The sequence below is a fragment of the Dorea sp. AM10-31 genome, from assembly GCF_003435815.1.
GTDB lineage: Bacteria > Bacillota > Clostridia > Lachnospirales > Lachnospiraceae > Dorea_D > Dorea_D hominis.
The window spans coordinates 34,397-50,894 of sequence record NZ_QTUV01000005.1; the positions used below are offsets into that span (position 1 = coordinate 34,397).

The window sequence follows — 16,498 nt, forward strand, 5'->3', positions numbered from 1 at the left end:
TATATTTATCCTTTCGTGAACATTTTTCACAATTTTAGTAAACGTTTCGTGACCTTTTTATGAAAATATACCAAGAAATTTTAGGTTGGTTTTTTTGCCAGATATGTTTATAATAATATGATAGAAGTAAGTAAATTATGAACACTTTCCGGCAACCCGCCGGAGCATTAAAACTAAGGATGGTAGCTTATGTATAAAATCAATTTTGAACAACCGGTACACGTACACTTCATTGGAATTGGCGGAATCAGCATGAGTGGTCTGGCAGAAGTTCTTTTGGAAGAACATTTCACAATCTCCGGATCAGATAACAAACGTTCTCCGCTTACAGAACAGCTTGAGAAAGCCGGCGTCACTATTTTTTACGGACAGAAAGCTTCTAATATAATAGAAGGAATTGATGTTGTTGTTTACACGGCAGCAATTCATGAAGACAACGAGGAATATCAGGCAGCAGTCCAGAAAGGACTTCCTATGCTGAGCCGTGCCGAACTCCTCGGACAGTTAATGACTAATTATGATACTCCGATCGCTGTATCCGGAACCCATGGCAAGACAACAACAACTTCCATGCTTTCCCACATTCTTTTAAGTGCCGAGATGGATCCAACGATTTCTGTCGGCGGTATTTTAAAAGCCATCGGTGGTAATATCCGCGTCGGTAATTCCGAAATCTTCCTTACAGAAGCATGCGAATACACGAACAGTTTCCTGCATTTCTTCCCGAAGATTGGAGTTATTTTGAACATTGATGAGGATCATCTGGATTTCTTCAAAGACCTTGCGGATATCCGTCACTCTTTCCGCAAGTTTGCTGAGCTATTGCCGGCAGACGGCACACTTGTTATTAATGGTGAGATTCCGGAGCTTCACGAGATCACAGACGGGCTTGCATGCCGTGTTGTAACTTATGGTCCGGACAGTTCTTATGACTACAGTGCAACAAATATTCTTCACGACCAGATCGGAGAGGCTTCTTTCGATTTCGTGAAAAATGGAGAGTTTGTAACAAGAATCGCACTCTCTGTCAACGGAGATCACAACGTATCTAACGCACTGGCAGCACTTGCTGTGGCTGATATTCTGAAAATCGATCCGAAGACGGCCGGACAGGGACTGAAAGATTTCCACGGTACAAACCGCAGATTTGAATACAAAGGTGAATTTGACGGCGTCACTGTCATTGATGATTATGCACATCATCCGACAGAGATCACTGCTTCCCTGACTGCTGCAAAACATTATCCACACCGTGAGATCTGGTGTATTTTCCAGCCTCACACTTATACACGTACCAAGGCTCTCTTCCCGGAATTTGCTGAAGCATTATCTCATACGGATCATGTGATCCTTGCAGATATTTATGCCGCAAGAGAGACAGACACACTCGGCATCTCTTCCAAAGACCTTGCAGACGCAATCGCTGAAAAAGGTGCAGATGTATATTATTTTCCTTCTTTTGAAGAGATCGAAAACTTCTGTCGCGAACATTGTCAAAAGGGTGATGTGTTGATAACTATGGGAGCCGGAGACGTTGTAAACATTGGGGAAACGCTCGTTAAGTAAGAGTTATCCACATTTTCCACAGGATTTTATCCACAAAAAACCTGATTTTTGGCTTAAAAATTTCTTTTTTGCCCGGTCAACTGATGTTATAATGATCCTGCAACATTTGAAAGACATTAGGAGGCTCATCAGGCGGGTATGAAAACACTGACTTTAACAAATCAGGCAAAAAAAACAGTTACGGTTCTGGAGAACGAATTCATTGACCGGTATATGCCAAAAGCAAATGGAGAATATGTAAAAGTTTATCTTATGCTTCTTCGCCACCTGGACGAGTCTGCCTCTTTGCCGGCTCCGTCCAGACTGGCTGATCTTTTAGAGTGTACGGAGAAAGATATTTTACGCGCTTTCAAATACTGGGAAGGTCAGGGACTTCTCGAATACAAAGAAGAAGCTCCGGACCGTTCTTTACAAGCTGAAGTTTCTCCATTAGAAGCTTCGCTGACTGTTGCTCCGGTTTCGGACACGGACAAGTCTGTGAACACCAGAAAGCATGATAACCGCAAGGAATTTAAAGAATTACTTTTTGTAGCTGAACAGTATCTTGGCAAGACTTTATCTGCTACAGATATTAATGCGATTACATATTTTTATGAGACATTACAGATGTCAGCTGATTTGATCGAGTATCTAATCGAATATTGTGTTGAAAACGGACATAAGAGTATCCATTACATCCAGAAAGTTGCTTTATCCTGGCACAGTCAGGATATCCGCACTGCAGAACAGGCAAAGACCAATTCTGTTCTTTATAACAAGAACTGCTATTCTATTCTGAATGCTTACGGAATCAAAGGACGTGCTCCTGCAGCATCTGAGATCGCATATATCCGCAAGTGGCACGAAGAATATGCTTTTTCTCTGGAAATCATTCTGGAAGCATGTGACCGAACCATGAATATGATCCATCAGCCGAATTTTGAATATACAGATTCTATTCTGAAGAACTGGTATAAGAAAAACGTCCACACTTTAGAAGACGTCTCTGTTCTGGATGCCGCATTTACACGTGCGAAAGCAGACAAAGCCAGACAGCAGACAACGCAGCCTTCCAAACCTTCCGGAAGGAATAAGTTTAACAATTTTGAAAACCGCTCTTATGACATGAACGATCTGGAGCGCAGACTGATACAGCAATAAGCAGACAAGGGAGATTTTCTTTATGGCACTTTCAAATTCACAGTACAATGAACTGATGCGCATCTATGAGCAGCGCCAGCTGGACGCCGTCCATCAGGTACAAGAGCGCTATGAACGCGTCACACAGGCGATCCCTGAGTTTGCAGAAATAGATAACGCCATCTCTTCTGCCAGTATCCGGCAGGCGAGACTTCTGTTAAATGGCGAGACTTCTGCTCTGGCAGATTTAAAACAAGAGATACATACCTTATCTGCCCGCAAGAAAGAATTACTCAAATCACATGGATATCCGGCACATTATCTGGAGCCGCATTATCTCTGCCCGGACTGCAAAGACACGGGCTATATCGGAACGAATAAATGCCACTGCTTCAAAAAAGCAATTGTGGATTTATTATATACACAGTCAAACTTGCAGGAGATTTTAAAATCCGAGAATTTTTCTACACTTTCTCTGGATTATTACTCACGCAACCACATAGATCCGGTAACAGGACGATCCTCTCTGGATTCTATGAAGACTGCTCTACATGCATGTCATGAATTTGTAGATACATTTTCCACGGATTTTCGGAACATACTATTATATGGAGACACCGGTGTCGGCAAGACATTTCTGTCAAACTGTATTGCCAAAGAGCTGATAGATGCTGCTTATTCTGTCATCTACTTTTCTTCCAAGCATTTTTTTGATATACTTGCTGAGAATACGTTTGGCAAAAAGGATTCAGATTCTTACGATGAGGAATCCCCGGACACCAATTACATTTACAACTGTGATCTTCTGATCATTGACGATCTCGGCACAGAGATGGCAAATGGTTTTACATCTTCCCAGTTGTTTGCGTGTCTGAACGAACGTATTTTACGCCGGAAATCTACGATTATTTCTACGAATCTGGCATTAGATGATATCAAAAACATCTATTCAGAAAGAATTTTCTCCCGGCTCAGTAGCAGTTATACAATGCTTCGTCTGACCGGAGATGATATTCGCATCCAAAAAAAATTATTAAACCTAGGAGGTACAAAAGATGTTACGTCGTAACGAACGTGTTCTGGATAATATACCTGTTGGAGCTCTTGGAATCATTGCCCTTGACGGATGTCAGGAGATGGGAAAAAGAGTTAATGACTACATCGTAAACTGGCGTCGTGAAGACAGCCACGAATTTAAAAATGATGTAGTATTCAAGGGTTATGAAAGAGACAATTACCTGATTGATGCAAAGGTTCCGCGTTTTGGTTCCGGAGAAGCCAAAGGTATTATTGGTGAATCTGTCCGCGGTAAAGACCTGTATCTAATGGTTGATGTATGCAATTATAACCTGACTTATTCCCTGAGTGGACATACAAACCATATGTCTCCGGATGATCATTTCCAGAATCTGAAACGTGTCATCGCAGCCGTTGGCGGAAAAGGTCGTCGTATCAACGTGATCATGCCATTCCTTTATGAGAGCCGCCAGCACAAGAGAAGCGGACGCGAGTCTCTGGACTGTGCACTTGCTCTGCAGGAGTTAGTACGCATGGGTGTAGACAACATCATTACTTTTGATGCACATGATCCGCGTGTACAGAATGCAATCCCGCTCAGTGGATTTGAAACCGTTCGTCCTACCTATCAATTTGTAAAAGGACTTTTACGCAAATATAAAGATCTCCAGATCGACAGCGAACATATGATGGCGATCAGCCCGGATGAAGGTGCTACCGGTCGTGCTGTTTACCTTGCCAACGTATTGAATCTGGATATGGGTATGTTCTACAAGAGACGTGATTATACAAAAGTCGTAGATGGACGCAACCCGATCGTTGCACATGAGTTCCTTGGTTCTTCTGTTGAAGGAAAAGATGTAATCATCTTAGATGATATGATTTCTTCCGGTGACAGTATCTTAGATGTTGCCAGACAGTTAAAACGCCGCAAAGCAAAACGTATCTTTGCCGCTGCAACATTCGGACTGTTCACAAACGGACTGGACAAATTCGACCAGGCATACGAAGAAGGTACTATTGATGGTATCCTGACAACAAATCTGATCTATCAGACACCTGAACTTCTTGAGCGCCCTTACTATATCAACTGTGATATGAGTAAATATATCGCACTCTTGATCGACACACTGAACCATGACGGTTCTGTCAGCAGCATTCTTTCCCCGAACGAAAGAATCCAGCACGTTGTCGAGAAATATAAAAGAGGAGAAGAGATTTAAATCGTCTCTTCTCACATTTAGAATCATATAGCCAAAAAGAGCTTCCACGCAGTTTTTAAGTATCCTTCTCTAACCCCGAGATAACATACTTCTTCGATTTGTTTATATCTGCTTGGAAGCTCTTTTTTATGGCATCATACATTTTCCTTATTATACGGAATATGCATTTTCTTAAGCAGTTCTTCTTCCCGTTTCTGACACGTAAAGATCAACACCTGTTTTTTATTTTCTGCAAGCCACTGTAATGTATTTGCCAGACGTTTCTCATCATAAAATCCAAATGTATCATCCAGAATCAGTGGAAATTCTTCTTCATAGAGAAATTCTGCGGCTGCAATACGAAGTGCAAGATAGATCTGTTCCGCTGTTCCACGGCTCACCTGTTCTATCCGGATTTTCCTGTCCTCTGTAATGAGATAAATTCGCGTGTCTTCGTCTACAAAAAGCCGCTCGTATTTTCCACCTGTAAATGCACAGACAATCTCAGATACTCTGCCATTTAACAACTTGTCCGTCTGCTCGCGCAGTCTTCCCGACAAAGCTTCCAGTTGTTCATACGCCATCGTAACCGCTTCTCTCGTCTGCTGTAATCTCTCAATAACATCATCTGTCAAATCTAGTTCTTCCAGCTGTTCTTTCAGATTCTCATATTGTGTCTGTTTCTCTTTCAATTCTGCTTCTATGCGGTTCTGTTCCCAGAGCAGTTTCTCTCTGGATGCTTTTTCTTCTTCCGGTCGGATCTTTTCAAGTAGAATCTCCGACTCTGTTTTTTCCTTACGTTTACTTACTTTCATCCGATTCCAGATATAAATTAGGCAGCACAGGAAAATGATGATCGCCATCAGATAATTCCACGGTTTTGACACAATAAATAATGGGGAAATAATCAAAAGAACAAATACGATCAGCTCCATCGGATGAATCCGCCATTTGGAAACTTCTTCTGTATAAGCCAGACTGTCTTTTTTATTTTTCTGTTTTCCCATCTCCCGGAGTGCCAGTTCTTCACTGATGCGGTTCTTCTCTTCGATGTACTTATGGATATCTGTCCATACATAGGATGCTTCCTGCTCCGTAATTTCCTGCTTTTTCTGTCGTTCTTCCAGTCTTATTTTTATCCGGCGTTCTATGTCCTTTTTTCGTTCCTTCAAGCGGGCAAATGCCGCCCCCAGATCGATATCTCCCTTATCCTGCGCACAAGCATTGGTTGCATAATTGCGAAGTTCTGTTCCAAGTGAAGCATCCGGTGTTACTTTCAATTGCCCACAGGATATTGTATTCTCGTATCCTGAAGCAGTCAGCCCATCGAGTAGCATTTCCAGATCTCCATTTTCTACCGAAAATTCTTCTCCGTCTTCCTCACAGAACAATTCTGCCTTTCTCCCTGTTTTTTCAAATGATCTCTGTAGGCAGAATGTCTTGCCTCCCGCTTCAAATCGCAACACACCTGCATAGTAATTAGGATTTTCCCACGGTTCATACAGATGGCTTTCATCAGTTGCTGAAGCACGTCCACGTTTTCGCTCCATCCCAAATAACATCCCTTTCAGGAATGTGTGAATCGTTGATTTACCTGCTTCATTTTCTCCATAAAACAGTTGTATGCCGTCATTTACAGTAATTCTGCGATCTGCAAAACGCCCGAAATTCTTCATCCAGATCTCTCGTATACGCATAACTAACCCCTTCTTGTATCCATCAGCGCCTGTACTCCCTCACAAAGCGCACGATACTGTATGCTTTCCTGTGGATATTCTGATAATTCTTCGATAAATGCCCCCAGGATATCTTCTTTATGCTGTTTCATAAGCTGCCCAAAATCATATGCCGGCGTTGTCCGATCAGCGATTTCCAGTATATTCCATCCATGTTCATTTCCAAACACCGGATGACCGTATAAGCTGTCACCGTGAGAAAATCTCCGAACCGTCTCAAACATAATATCAGGATCCCTGAAGCCGGTCAGTATAAATTTATAAAAATGCTGTTCTCCCTGTTCGCGGATACATGCTTCTATTCGTTCCTGCAGCTCCTGATCGGTAAACTGCGGTGTCACTGTGATTTTCTCATGGATGTAACGTCTGACACTTGCCGGTACAAAACGTATCCTGCAGCCTTCATCTGTTATTTCACCTCTGATAAAACCATGCTTTCCGGTATCATTCTTATCGATTGGTTCCAGCGCACCACTGTATGCCGCTTTCCCATCTATCACAGTCTGTGGCTTATGAACATGTCCGAGTGCCACATAATCATAATCTACGCGCCGCAGATCCTCTCTGTTAAATGGAACATGTGTCTCATCTCCTCCATGCAGCAGCAAAATTTCGTATTTTTGTCTTCCCTTTTTCAACTGGCTGATATCCAGACGTTCTCTTATCTCCCGCGAATGGTAACTAAACCCACAGACAGATGTACTGATCTCCGAAAGTTCGATACACTGCGGCTCATCTGCCGATATCATATGCACATGTTTCTGCCAGTGAAATGTACGGTAATAAGAATCTTTTTTTATGTAATCGTGGTTTCCTGCGACCAGAACCACCTGTGTTTTTGTCAATTTTCCAAACAGGTAACTGACCTCTTTTAATTCACGAAGCAGCGGTTGTCTGTGAAACAGATCTCCCGCAATCAGTAAAAGATCTATCTTCTCCCGTTCACATGTCTCGATCACATTGCGGAAGCTATTCCAGATCTCCTTTTTTCTTTTCTCTGCGAGTCCGTTTGGCAGGTCTGGACTTGCCCCTAAATGTATGTCCGCGAGGTGCAGAAACTTCATCTTCTTCTCCTTCCTCCTGCTCCTTCTTTGAAGGCAGTGTTACAATAAATTCTGTCTTCTGATCGTTGCTCTTCGCACGTACATGCCCACCGTGCAGTTCTACGATTTCCTTCGCGATCGCAAGTCCCAGTCCGGCTCCACCGGTACCGCTGGATCTCGAACCGTCCACACGGTAAAATTTCTCAAAAATTGTCTGCAACATTGTTCCCGGAATCTTATCCCCTTCATTGCTGAATACAATCTCTACGTCATCTTCTTTTTTCTGTGCACAGATCTGGATCTTCGTTCCGGCATAGCAGTATGCAATTGCATTTCTTAAAATATTATCAAAAACTCTGGCAAGCTTATCCGGATCTCCGGTCACTTCCAGATTTTCTTCCACTTCCACTTCACAACACAGGTTCTTGTCCTGCAGTACGCCGTACAGTTCGTCCGCAATCTGCTCCAGCATCAGAGATAAATTAATCTCAACCGGTTCCAACTCTATGTCCTGCAGATTATAGCGGGTAATATCAAAAAATTCATTGATCAGATCGCCAAGCCGCAGAGATTTCTCTAATGCGATGTGAATGTACTTTTCCCGTTCTTCATCTGACATGTCCGGATGGCTGTCCAGCATCGTAAGATAAGCTACGATGGACGTCAGCGGTGTCTTCAGATCATGTGCAAGGAAAAGCACCAGATCATTTTTCCGTTTCTCGCCTTCTTCCGATTCCAGTTCCTGTCTCTTAATCGTTGCCTTGATCTCATTGAGACGGATCTCAATTGGCTTGAGCTCCGTGATCAGATGCACCGGTTCGTTGGAGTCTGATACAATATTTTCGATTCCGTCTCCCACCTGATCCAGATATTTTGTCATCTTTGAGAGCGCAATATAGAAAAAGAGCGCAAATAAAAGCAGGAAACCGACAACCATGAAAAAGGTTTTATTGTCTCCGATCAATTTCCAGTATAAATGAATCGCTGTCGATTCATCAATATTCAGGTCTTTCAGATATTTAATGAAAAACTTGCTGAATTTGTCATTATACGGTCCATCGATAATATAGCGCAGAATAAATCCACCTACCAGCACGGTCAGTGCCGTTACCAATACCGTCTGCAATAATATACTGAATTTGAGTTTCCGATAATTATTCTTCAACTTTATATCCCACTCCCCATACGGTCTTTATGAAATCAGATTTGCCGGTCGGTATGTTCATCTTCTCCCGCAAATGACGAATATGCACCATCACCGTGTTATTGCTGTTCTTATAGTAAGTCTCGTGCCATACTTTCTCGAATAATTCTTCTGAGCTTATGACTTTGCCTTTGTTCTCACAGAGCAGCCAGAGAATATCAAACTCAATCGGTGTCAATGTCAGCGGAACTTCATTGTAAACACATTCATGAGACTTTCGGTTTAATAAAAGTCCGGCAAAATCAATGATATCTCCGGTGTCTTTACTGCCTTCATTGTACTGCGTATAACGTCTGAGCTGTGCCTTGACTCTTGCAACAAGCTCCAGCGGATTGAACGGCTTCGGAATATAATCATCTGCCCCCAGTGTAAGCCCTGTGATCTTATCCATATATTCCGTCTTTGCAGTCAACATAATTACCGGAAATGTGTATTTCTCCCGTATCTGTTTTAAAATCTGGAAACCATCCACATCCGGTAGCATAATATCCAGAATTGCAAGATCAATCTTCGTGCTGTTAATGCAGTCCAGTGCCTCCTGCCCTGTATAAAACTTCAAAACCTGATACTGATCATTCTGTAAATACAGTTCAATTACATCTGCAATCTCTTTCTCATCATCCACTACTAATATATTCATACAATCCCTCCTGAAAACCAGGGGACGGGGCATTTCTCAAAAAGCCCCGTCCCCAATTAGTAATTAAATCTTACAGTTCGCAGTTATTGACTGTTCTTGGGAATGGAATCACGTCACGGATATTTCCCATACCTGTCAGATACATCACGCATCTCTCAAACCCCAGACCGAATCCTGCATGTCTGGTAGAGCCATATTTTCTAAGATCCAGATAAAACTTGTAGTCTTCTTCCTTAAGTCCCATCTCGTTCATACGTGCAAGCAGCTTGTCGTAATCATCCTCTCTCTGGCTTCCTCCGATGATCTCACCGATTCCCGGAACCAGACAGTCTACAGCGGCTACCGTCTTATTATCATCATTCATCTTCATGTAGAATGCTTTGATTTCCTTCGGATAATCGGTTACGAATACCGGACGTTTGTAGATCTCTTCTGTCAGATAACGCTCATGCTCTGTCTGAAGATCTGCGCCCCAGGATACTTTATATTCAAACTTATCATTGTGTTTCTCCAGGATCTCAATTGCTTCTGTATAAGTCACTCTTGCGAAATCAGAAGATACGACATTCTGCAGTCTCTCTAAAAGTCCTTTGTCAACAAATGAATTGAAGAACTTCATCTCTTCCGGGGCATTCTCCAGTACATAATTGATGACATATTTTAACATAGACTCTGCAAGAATCATGTTATCATCCAGATCTGCAAATGCCATCTCTGGCTCGATCATCCAGAACTCTGCTGCATGTCTTGTTGTATTGGAGTTCTCTGCACGGAAAGTCGGTCCGAATGTGTAAATATTGCGGAATGCCTGTGCGTATGTCTCACCGTTGAGCTGTCCGCTTACAGTAAGACTTGTCTCCTTGCCGAAGAAATCCTGTGAATAATCTACCTGCCCGTCTTCTGTCTTCGGTACATTCTCCATATCAAGTGTTGTCACACGGAACATCTCTCCTGCTCCTTCACAGTCACTTCCTGTGATCAGTGGTGTATGCACATATACAAATCCTCTCTCCTGAAAGAACTTGTGAATTGCGTAAGCTATCAGTGAACGCACACGGAATACAGCCTGAAATGTATTCGTTCTCGGTCTCAGATGCGAAATAGTTCTGAGATACTCAAAGCTGTGGCGCTTCTTCTGAAGCGGATAATCCGGTGCTGATGCACCTTCAACTTCGATCGTATCTGCCTGAATCTCAAATGGCTGTTTTGCCTGTGGTGTTGCTACCAGTGTACCGGTTACGATAATTGCCGCACCGACATTCAGTTTGGAGATCTCTGCGAAATTCTCCATTTTATCATGATATACGATCTGCAGTGGTTCAAAAAATGTTCCGTCATTCACTACAATAAATCCAAATGTCTTTGAATCACGGATGCTGCGAACCCATCCACCAATCGTGATTGTCTTATCCAGATAGTTTTCTTTGTTCTTGTATAAATCTCTGATTGAAATCAATTCCATGCTAATTTAACTCCTTTTCCTGTACAGCGACAAAAATAGCCGCAATATGCTCTTGGTATTATAACATATTGCGACCCGTTTTTAAAGTCTCATACCTATTAAATCCTGTGTAGATTCTTAAGTGAAATGTCCAGGATCGGTGCGGAATGTGTCAGTGCACCGCTGGAAATATAATCCACTCCGACATCTGTCATTCTCTGGATATTTTCCAGTGTTACATTGCCGGAACATTCTGTCTCGGCTCTGCCGTCAATATATGCAACTGCTTCTTTCATCTGCTCCGGTGTCATATTGTCCAGCATGATAATATCTGCCCCTGCTGCCACCGCTTCTTTAACCATGTCAAGCGTCTCAACTTCTATCTCGATCTTGCGTACAAACGGCGCATATGCTTTTGCCATCTGTATCGCTTTTGTCACACTTCCGGCTGCTCCGATATGGTTATCTTTCAAAAGCACACCATCGGACAGATTATACCGGTGATTATATCCACCGCCTGTGCGGACTGCATATTTCTCAAAAATACGCATATTCGGCGTTGTTTTTCTTGTATCCAGAAGCTTGATCTTACTTCCTTTCAGATAACCCGCCACCGTATGTGTATACGTTGCGATTCCACTCATTCTCTGTAAATAATTAAGCGCCACACGCTCTCCGGATAACAGTACGCGGATATCTCCTCTTACTTTTCCCATCAGCTGTCCTTTTTTCACTTCATCTCCGTCTTTGCAGGAAAAAGTCACTTCTGTATCTGCATCCAGCAGTTCAAATACCCGTTTGAAAACATCCAGTCCTGCGATCACGCCATCCTGCTTGCAGATCAGTTCCACTTCTCCGTCTACCGCCTCCGGCATCACCGCATTCGTGCTGACATCTTCGCTTGATATATCTTCTTTTAACGCCTCCAGTATCAGATGATCTGCCTGAAGTGTCATTGAAATCTTATTCATCTTTGTTCCTCCTACGCTGTCTCTTTTTCCATCCGTGCATATTCTTCCGTAATGCAATTTGCCGCACGCTTCGCAAATACCAGACTTTCCAGCAGTGAATTGCTTGCAAGACGGTTCGCTCCATGTACACCGTTGCAACTTGTCTCTCCTACTGCAAATAAATGCGCCATCGATGTATGACTGTTCCGGTCTACCCAGATACCGCCCATAAAATAATGCTGCGCCGGAACTACCGGAATACATTCTTTTGTCACATCATAGCCTTCTTCCAGACAATGCTCATAAATATTGGGAAAATGCTTTAAAATTGTCTCTTCCGGAATGTGTTCCATAGAAAGCCATACATATTTTGTGCCATCCTTTGCCATCTGCTCCCGGATTGCCTTTGTCACAACGTCCCTCGGCAGCAATTCATTTACAAAACGTTCTTTATCTTTATTATATAATACAGCGCCCTCTCCACGTACAGATTCGGAGATCAGGAAACGTCTGCCCGGCTTCTCGGAATATAATGTTGTCGGATGGATCTGCACATAGTCCAGATGCTCCAGACGGATATCATGTTTCTTCGCAACTTCCAGTGCATCTCCTGTTAAATGCGGGAAATTCGTAGAATGTTCATACAGACCACCGATACCACCGCTTGCAAAAATCGTATAATCCGCTTCGATCTTTAACTGATCTCCATCCTGCTCTGCCGCATAAATGCCACAGCATTTACCAGCTTCTTCTATAATATCTGTCATTGTTGTATATTCCAGAATCTCAACATTCACTCTCTTCTTAACCTGAGCAAGCAGTTTGCTCGTAATCTCTTTTCCGGTAATATCTTCATGGAAGAGAATACGCGGTTTGGAATGTGCACCTTCTCTTGTATAACAGAACTCGCCGTTCTTCTTCTCAAAATCTACTCCGTAAGATACCAGATCATCAATGATCTCTCTGGAACTGCGGATCATAATGTCTACGGATTCTTTCCGGTTTTCATAATGTCCGGCTTTCATTGTATCTTCAAAATAACTATCATAGTCTGTCTCATCTCTCATTACACAGATTCCTCCCTGTGCCAGAAATGAATCACTACTTTCTAAATCTGCCTTTGTCAACATCAGAATCCGCTTATCTTCCGGGAGATTCAACGCATGGAACAGACCGGATACTCCGGTTCCGACGATAACCACATCCACTTTTCTCTCTTTCACTCTTATCCCTCCTAATTATATAGCAAGAGCAATTTTTTATTTTGCAAGCTGTAACATACGCTCCAGCGGAAGCTTCGTCTTCTCGCGAAGTTCTGCATCAACGTGTACTTCATTCTCTCCGGTCTGAAGGACATGCAGAACCTTGTCCAATGTAACCTTCTTCATATTCGGACATACCGGAACACTCTTTGGATAATAAAATTGTTTCTCCGGATTCTGACGCTTAAGCTCATATCCGACACCTTCTTCTGTGCAGATGATAAATTCCTCCTTCTCACTTGCTGTCGCATACTGGATAATTCCTTTTGTACTGCCTATGTAATCCGCATGCTTCAATACCCACTGGTTACATTCCGGATGTGCCAGCACTTCTGCTTCCGGATGCAAAGCTTTCTGTTCAAGAATTTCATCCTCTTCCATCCGCTCATGTGTCGGACAGAAGCCTTCATTATATATAAAATGTTTTTCCGGCACCTGCTCTGCAACGTGGTGTGCCAGATTTCGATCCGGGATAAAGAAAATGTTCTTCTGTGGAAGTGCTTTTACAATCTTCACTGCATTGGAAGATGTAACACAGACATCGGAATATTTCTTAAGCTCTGCTGTAGAGTTGATATAACAGACAATCGCCAGGTCATCATATTCCGCACGCACCTTCTGGATTGTCTCCACATCTGCCATATGTGCCATCGGGCAGTCTGCATCTGCTGCCGGCATTAATACGGTCTTATGAGGGCTTAAGATCTTCGCACTCTCTCCCATGAATCCAACACCGCAGAATACGATCAGCTGTGCGTCCAGATCTACCGCTACTCTGCTCAGATAAAAGGAATCCCCGATATAATCTGCTATCTGCTGCACTTCCGCCGGCACATAATAGTGAGCCAGGATCACTGCGTTCTTTTCTTTTTTTAATTTCTTTATCTCTTCAATTACTGACATTGTTCCGTCACCTCATTTATTTAAAGTCATATTATTATACCATACTGTCTTACAGGTGACAAGACACTTGTATTATCCGAAACTTTACATATATAATAACTAATATGAAACAACAGTCAGGTATGCGATTTTTATTGCATACCTGACTGTTGTTTCATATTGGCACTAAGAAAATGTAGGATTCAACGCTTTTGTTATTTCTATATACTTCTTATATACATCTTCATACACTTTTCTATTTTCCGGATTTGGATAATACGTTTTCTTTATTTCTACAAATTTGTCTGCTGCTTCCTCTACAGAAGACCAGATTCCGTTGGCAACTCCAGCCAGAATTGCACAGCCCATTCCCGGTGTACTTCCGCTGTTTTTAATTACTTTAACCGGAATTTCAAGAATATCCGCCTTAATCTGACACCACGCTTCCGATTTAGCTCCACCGCCAAGCGAACGAATCTCTGTCATCGTTGCACCCAGTTCTTTTTCGCATTCAAGCATTCTTTTCAGAGCAATTGCCAGTCCTTCCATTATCGCCCTTATAAAATGTCCGCGTGTATGTCCTGCATTTATTCCATAATACACACCACTCGCCTTTTCATTCAGCTCTGGTATTCCGGATCCTTGAAAATATGGCAACATAATTAATCCATCTGCTCCCGGATTCGTTTCATCTACTAATGCATCCATTTGTGTATATGCATTTACTCCTGTCTCAAGCTCTATATTTTTTTCCATTTCACAAAATGTATCCCGATACCACTTCATAATTATCGAACCTGTGCAATACGGCTGATATATATATTTCCCCGGAATTCCACTACAAAGTGTCGGAACTGTTCCTTCCGAATCCGGACTCAGCTGATCAATCGTAGCAACTGTTACAAGTGCCGATCCTGTACTTTCTGAAGCAATTCCAGCCTTTATATTTCCGGCTCCAATTGCGCCACACGCCTGATCAAATGCTCCAATGTTAATCATTGTCTCAGTATCCAGTCCATATTTTTCTGCTGCTTCCGGAGTGATTTTTCCAATCTCTTTTCCCGGTTCTGTCATTTCCGGAAGATATTGTTCATCTATTCCAACCAATTCCAGCATTTCTTTCCAGTAGCACCTGTTTGTTATATCAAAAAATCCATGATCACTTGCTACCGAATGTTCTGTGATAAATTTGCCTGAAAGCACATATACAAAATAATCTTTAATTTGCGCAAACATTCGTGTCTTTTCAAACACTTCCGGTGATTTGTTTTTTACTGCGAGTATCTTACTAACAGGATGAATTGCATAAATACTATCAAAGCCAACCTTACTGATAATCTCTTTTTGAGAAAACTGTTTTGTCAAATATTCAGCTTCTTTTGTTCCTCTCATATCCATCCAGGCAATCACCTTACAAAGCGGCTTATAATCCTTATCCAAAAAGACACAAGTCTCAGCTGTTGAAGAAAAACCGACACATTTTATATCTTTCTTATCTGCTTCTGAGCTCCGAACCGCTTCTTTTATTGCATGCTCAAACGCATCCTCGTATAACTTTAATTCTGCTTCAACTTCTCCGGTTGGCAACGTTGTTAATTCATATTCACATGTTGCCTCGCCATGCACAGCACCGTCTTCTCCCACTACTGTTGCCTTGATTGCAGTTGTCCCTATATCAATTCCAAGAATATATCTCATCATCTTCAACCTTTCCGAGTATCTGTTTACCCTTTTATTTATTACAATAGTCAAGGACATACTCCAGATTTTCTCTAAAAGTACCACCTTTCACAAAATTTGAGTTAAACAATGCACTTCCCATTGTATATGCATGACAATTCAATTCTTTCATTGCATCCATTCGTTCTTTATTACCAACACTGCCTGCAATTGTTAATTTATCCATGCCAATCTTTTCTCCAACCGCACGAGCCAGTTCCAGCGGATCGCCATCCGCATAGCGATATGCAGTAAGATCAACCCCATCTGCACCTTCTGCGATCAGTCTTTCAGAATCTGCAACAATTTCTTCAATTGTTCCTGTGAGCGTTACCGGACTGCCTCCTACCTTTCCAGGGAACGGGAAATACTTTAATCCATATTGTTCTAATACACTTTTCACACCCGGATAATAAACAGTTCCTGTTAAAAAGTCAAACCCACATTCTCCTGCTAACTTCGCACCCTCTATGCAGCCTTCTTCTGTGTAAGTCACTACTTCTAAATATGTAGTTTTTCCAGCGGCTTTCATAGCTTTGTTAAGTTGAATCATTTCTTCTTTATTCAATCCGACATCTTTAAAGCCCCATCTCTGTGCAGGAAGATCTTTACACGATTCAAAAACCTCTATCGCATTTTCCACTGTTACATCATTATGTGTCAACATAATTATAAGTTCTGGTTTCATATTATACATCCTCTTTCTTTATTTATTAA

At 42.2% G+C, this 16,498-nt stretch carries 14 protein-coding genes; 4 read left to right on the forward strand and 10 right to left on the reverse strand.

Going from position 1 to position 16,498, the window contains the following annotated elements; genetic code table 11:
• The first annotated feature begins 189 nt into the window (after positions 1 to 189).
• The 4 genes from murC (at position 190) to DW125_RS08935 (ending at position 4,925) form a co-directional block, all read left to right on the forward strand.
• A complete protein-coding gene (murC, locus tag DW125_RS08920; protein WP_117537899.1) occupies positions 190 to 1,566 on the forward strand; it encodes a UDP-N-acetylmuramate--L-alanine ligase in 1,377 nt (458 codons plus the stop codon).
• 138 nt (positions 1,567 to 1,704) lie between these two features.
• Positions 1,705 to 2,706 (forward strand): DnaD domain protein, encoded by a 1,002-nt coding sequence (locus DW125_RS08925; protein WP_117537900.1) that lies wholly within the window; start codon positions 1,705 to 1,707, stop codon positions 2,704 to 2,706.
• A 22-nt stretch (positions 2,707 to 2,728) separates the two neighbouring features.
• Positions 2,729 to 3,754, forward strand: a complete 1,026-nt coding sequence (locus DW125_RS08930) for an ATP-binding protein (protein WP_117537901.1) — start codon at positions 2,729 to 2,731, stop codon at positions 3,752 to 3,754.
• Positions 3,741 to 4,925, forward strand: a complete 1,185-nt coding sequence (locus DW125_RS08935; RefSeq protein WP_021860628.1) for a ribose-phosphate pyrophosphokinase — start codon at positions 3,741 to 3,743, stop codon at positions 4,923 to 4,925. Before DW125_RS08930 ends, DW125_RS08935 begins: the two co-directional genes overlap by 14 nt.
• Before the next feature lie 134 nt (positions 4,926 to 5,059).
• Here DW125_RS08935 and DW125_RS08940 read toward each other — a convergent pair whose 3' ends face one another.
• The 10 genes from DW125_RS08940 to DW125_RS08985 form a co-directional block, all read right to left on the reverse strand.
• Positions 5,060 to 6,601, reverse strand: coding sequence for an ATP-binding protein (locus tag DW125_RS08940; RefSeq protein WP_117537902.1), 1,542 nt, complete (start codon positions 6,599 to 6,601; stop codon positions 5,060 to 5,062).
• A 2-nt stretch (positions 6,602 to 6,603) separates the two neighbouring features.
• Entirely contained in the window at positions 6,604 to 7,704 is a 1,101-nt protein-coding gene (locus DW125_RS08945) for a metallophosphoesterase family protein (protein WP_117537903.1), read from the reverse strand.
• Positions 7,610 to 8,848 (reverse strand): sensor histidine kinase, encoded by a 1,239-nt coding sequence (locus DW125_RS08950; RefSeq protein ID WP_117537904.1) that lies wholly within the window; start codon positions 8,846 to 8,848, stop codon positions 7,610 to 7,612. Before DW125_RS08950 ends, DW125_RS08945 begins: the two co-directional genes overlap by 95 nt.
• Complete coding sequence (gene vanR, locus DW125_RS08955) at positions 8,838 to 9,527, reverse strand: VanR-ABDEGLN family response regulator transcription factor (RefSeq protein WP_117537905.1); 690 nt, start codon at positions 9,525 to 9,527, stop codon at positions 8,838 to 8,840. Before vanR ends, DW125_RS08950 begins: the two co-directional genes overlap by 11 nt.
• Before the next feature lie 70 nt (positions 9,528 to 9,597).
• Positions 9,598 to 10,989 carry an asparagine--tRNA ligase gene (asnS, locus tag DW125_RS08960; protein ID WP_117537906.1) on the reverse strand — a complete coding sequence of 464 codons (1,392 nt, stop codon included), beginning with the start codon at positions 10,987 to 10,989 and terminating at the stop codon, positions 9,598 to 9,600.
• A gap of 98 nt (positions 10,990 to 11,087) precedes the next feature.
• Positions 11,088 to 11,939: a carboxylating nicotinate-nucleotide diphosphorylase gene (gene nadC / locus DW125_RS08965; protein WP_117537907.1), complete on the reverse strand. Its 852-nt coding sequence runs from the start codon at positions 11,937 to 11,939 to the stop codon at positions 11,088 to 11,090.
• Positions 11,940 to 11,950: 11 nt separating this feature from the next.
• Positions 11,951 to 13,141 (reverse strand): L-aspartate oxidase, encoded by a 1,191-nt coding sequence (locus tag DW125_RS08970; RefSeq protein ID WP_117537908.1) that lies wholly within the window; start codon positions 13,139 to 13,141, stop codon positions 11,951 to 11,953.
• Positions 13,142 to 13,177: 36 nt separating this feature from the next.
• Positions 13,178 to 14,083, reverse strand: a complete 906-nt coding sequence (gene nadA, locus DW125_RS08975; RefSeq protein ID WP_117537909.1) for a quinolinate synthase NadA — start codon at positions 14,081 to 14,083, stop codon at positions 13,178 to 13,180.
• A 165-nt stretch (positions 14,084 to 14,248) separates the two neighbouring features.
• Complete coding sequence (locus DW125_RS08980; protein ID WP_158549907.1) at positions 14,249 to 15,763, reverse strand: xylulokinase; 1,515 nt, start codon at positions 15,761 to 15,763, stop codon at positions 14,249 to 14,251.
• A gap of 31 nt (positions 15,764 to 15,794) precedes the next feature.
• Complete coding sequence (locus DW125_RS08985) at positions 15,795 to 16,469, reverse strand: hypothetical protein (RefSeq protein ID WP_117537911.1); 675 nt, start codon at positions 16,467 to 16,469, stop codon at positions 15,795 to 15,797.
• Between the last annotated feature and the right edge of the window lie 29 nt (positions 16,470 to 16,498).

Excerpts from the sequence above, each read along its gene's own strand:
- murC (WP_117537899.1), top strand. The coding sequence starts at position 190 with ATGTATAAAATCAATTTTGAACAACCGGTACACGTACACTTCATTGGA.
- DW125_RS08925 (WP_117537900.1), top strand. The coding sequence starts at position 1,705 with ATGAAAACACTGACTTTAACAAATCAGGCAAAAAAAACAGTTACGGTT.
- DW125_RS08930 (WP_117537901.1), top strand. The coding sequence starts at position 2,729 with ATGGCACTTTCAAATTCACAGTACAATGAACTGATGCGCATCTATGAG.
- DW125_RS08935 (WP_021860628.1), top strand. The coding sequence starts at position 3,741 with ATGTTACGTCGTAACGAACGTGTTCTGGATAATATACCTGTTGGAGCT.
- DW125_RS08940 (WP_117537902.1), bottom strand. The coding sequence starts at position 6,601 with ATGCGTATACGAGAGATCTGGATGAAGAATTTCGGGCGTTTTGCAGAT.
- DW125_RS08945 (WP_117537903.1), bottom strand. The coding sequence starts at position 7,704 with ATGAAGTTTCTGCACCTCGCGGACATACATTTAGGGGCAAGTCCAGAC.
- vanR (WP_117537905.1), bottom strand. The coding sequence starts at position 9,527 with ATGAATATATTAGTAGTGGATGATGAGAAAGAGATTGCAGATGTAATT.
- asnS (WP_117537906.1), bottom strand. The coding sequence starts at position 10,989 with ATGGAATTGATTTCAATCAGAGATTTATACAAGAACAAAGAAAACTAT.
- nadC (WP_117537907.1), bottom strand. The coding sequence starts at position 11,939 with ATGAATAAGATTTCAATGACACTTCAGGCAGATCATCTGATACTGGAG.
- nadA (WP_117537909.1), bottom strand. The coding sequence starts at position 14,083 with ATGTCAGTAATTGAAGAGATAAAGAAATTAAAAAAAGAAAAGAACGCA.
- DW125_RS08980 (WP_158549907.1), bottom strand. The coding sequence starts at position 15,763 with ATGATGAGATATATTCTTGGAATTGATATAGGGACAACTGCAATCAAG.
- DW125_RS08985 (WP_117537911.1), bottom strand. The coding sequence starts at position 16,469 with ATGAAACCAGAACTTATAATTATGTTGACACATAATGATGTAACAGTG.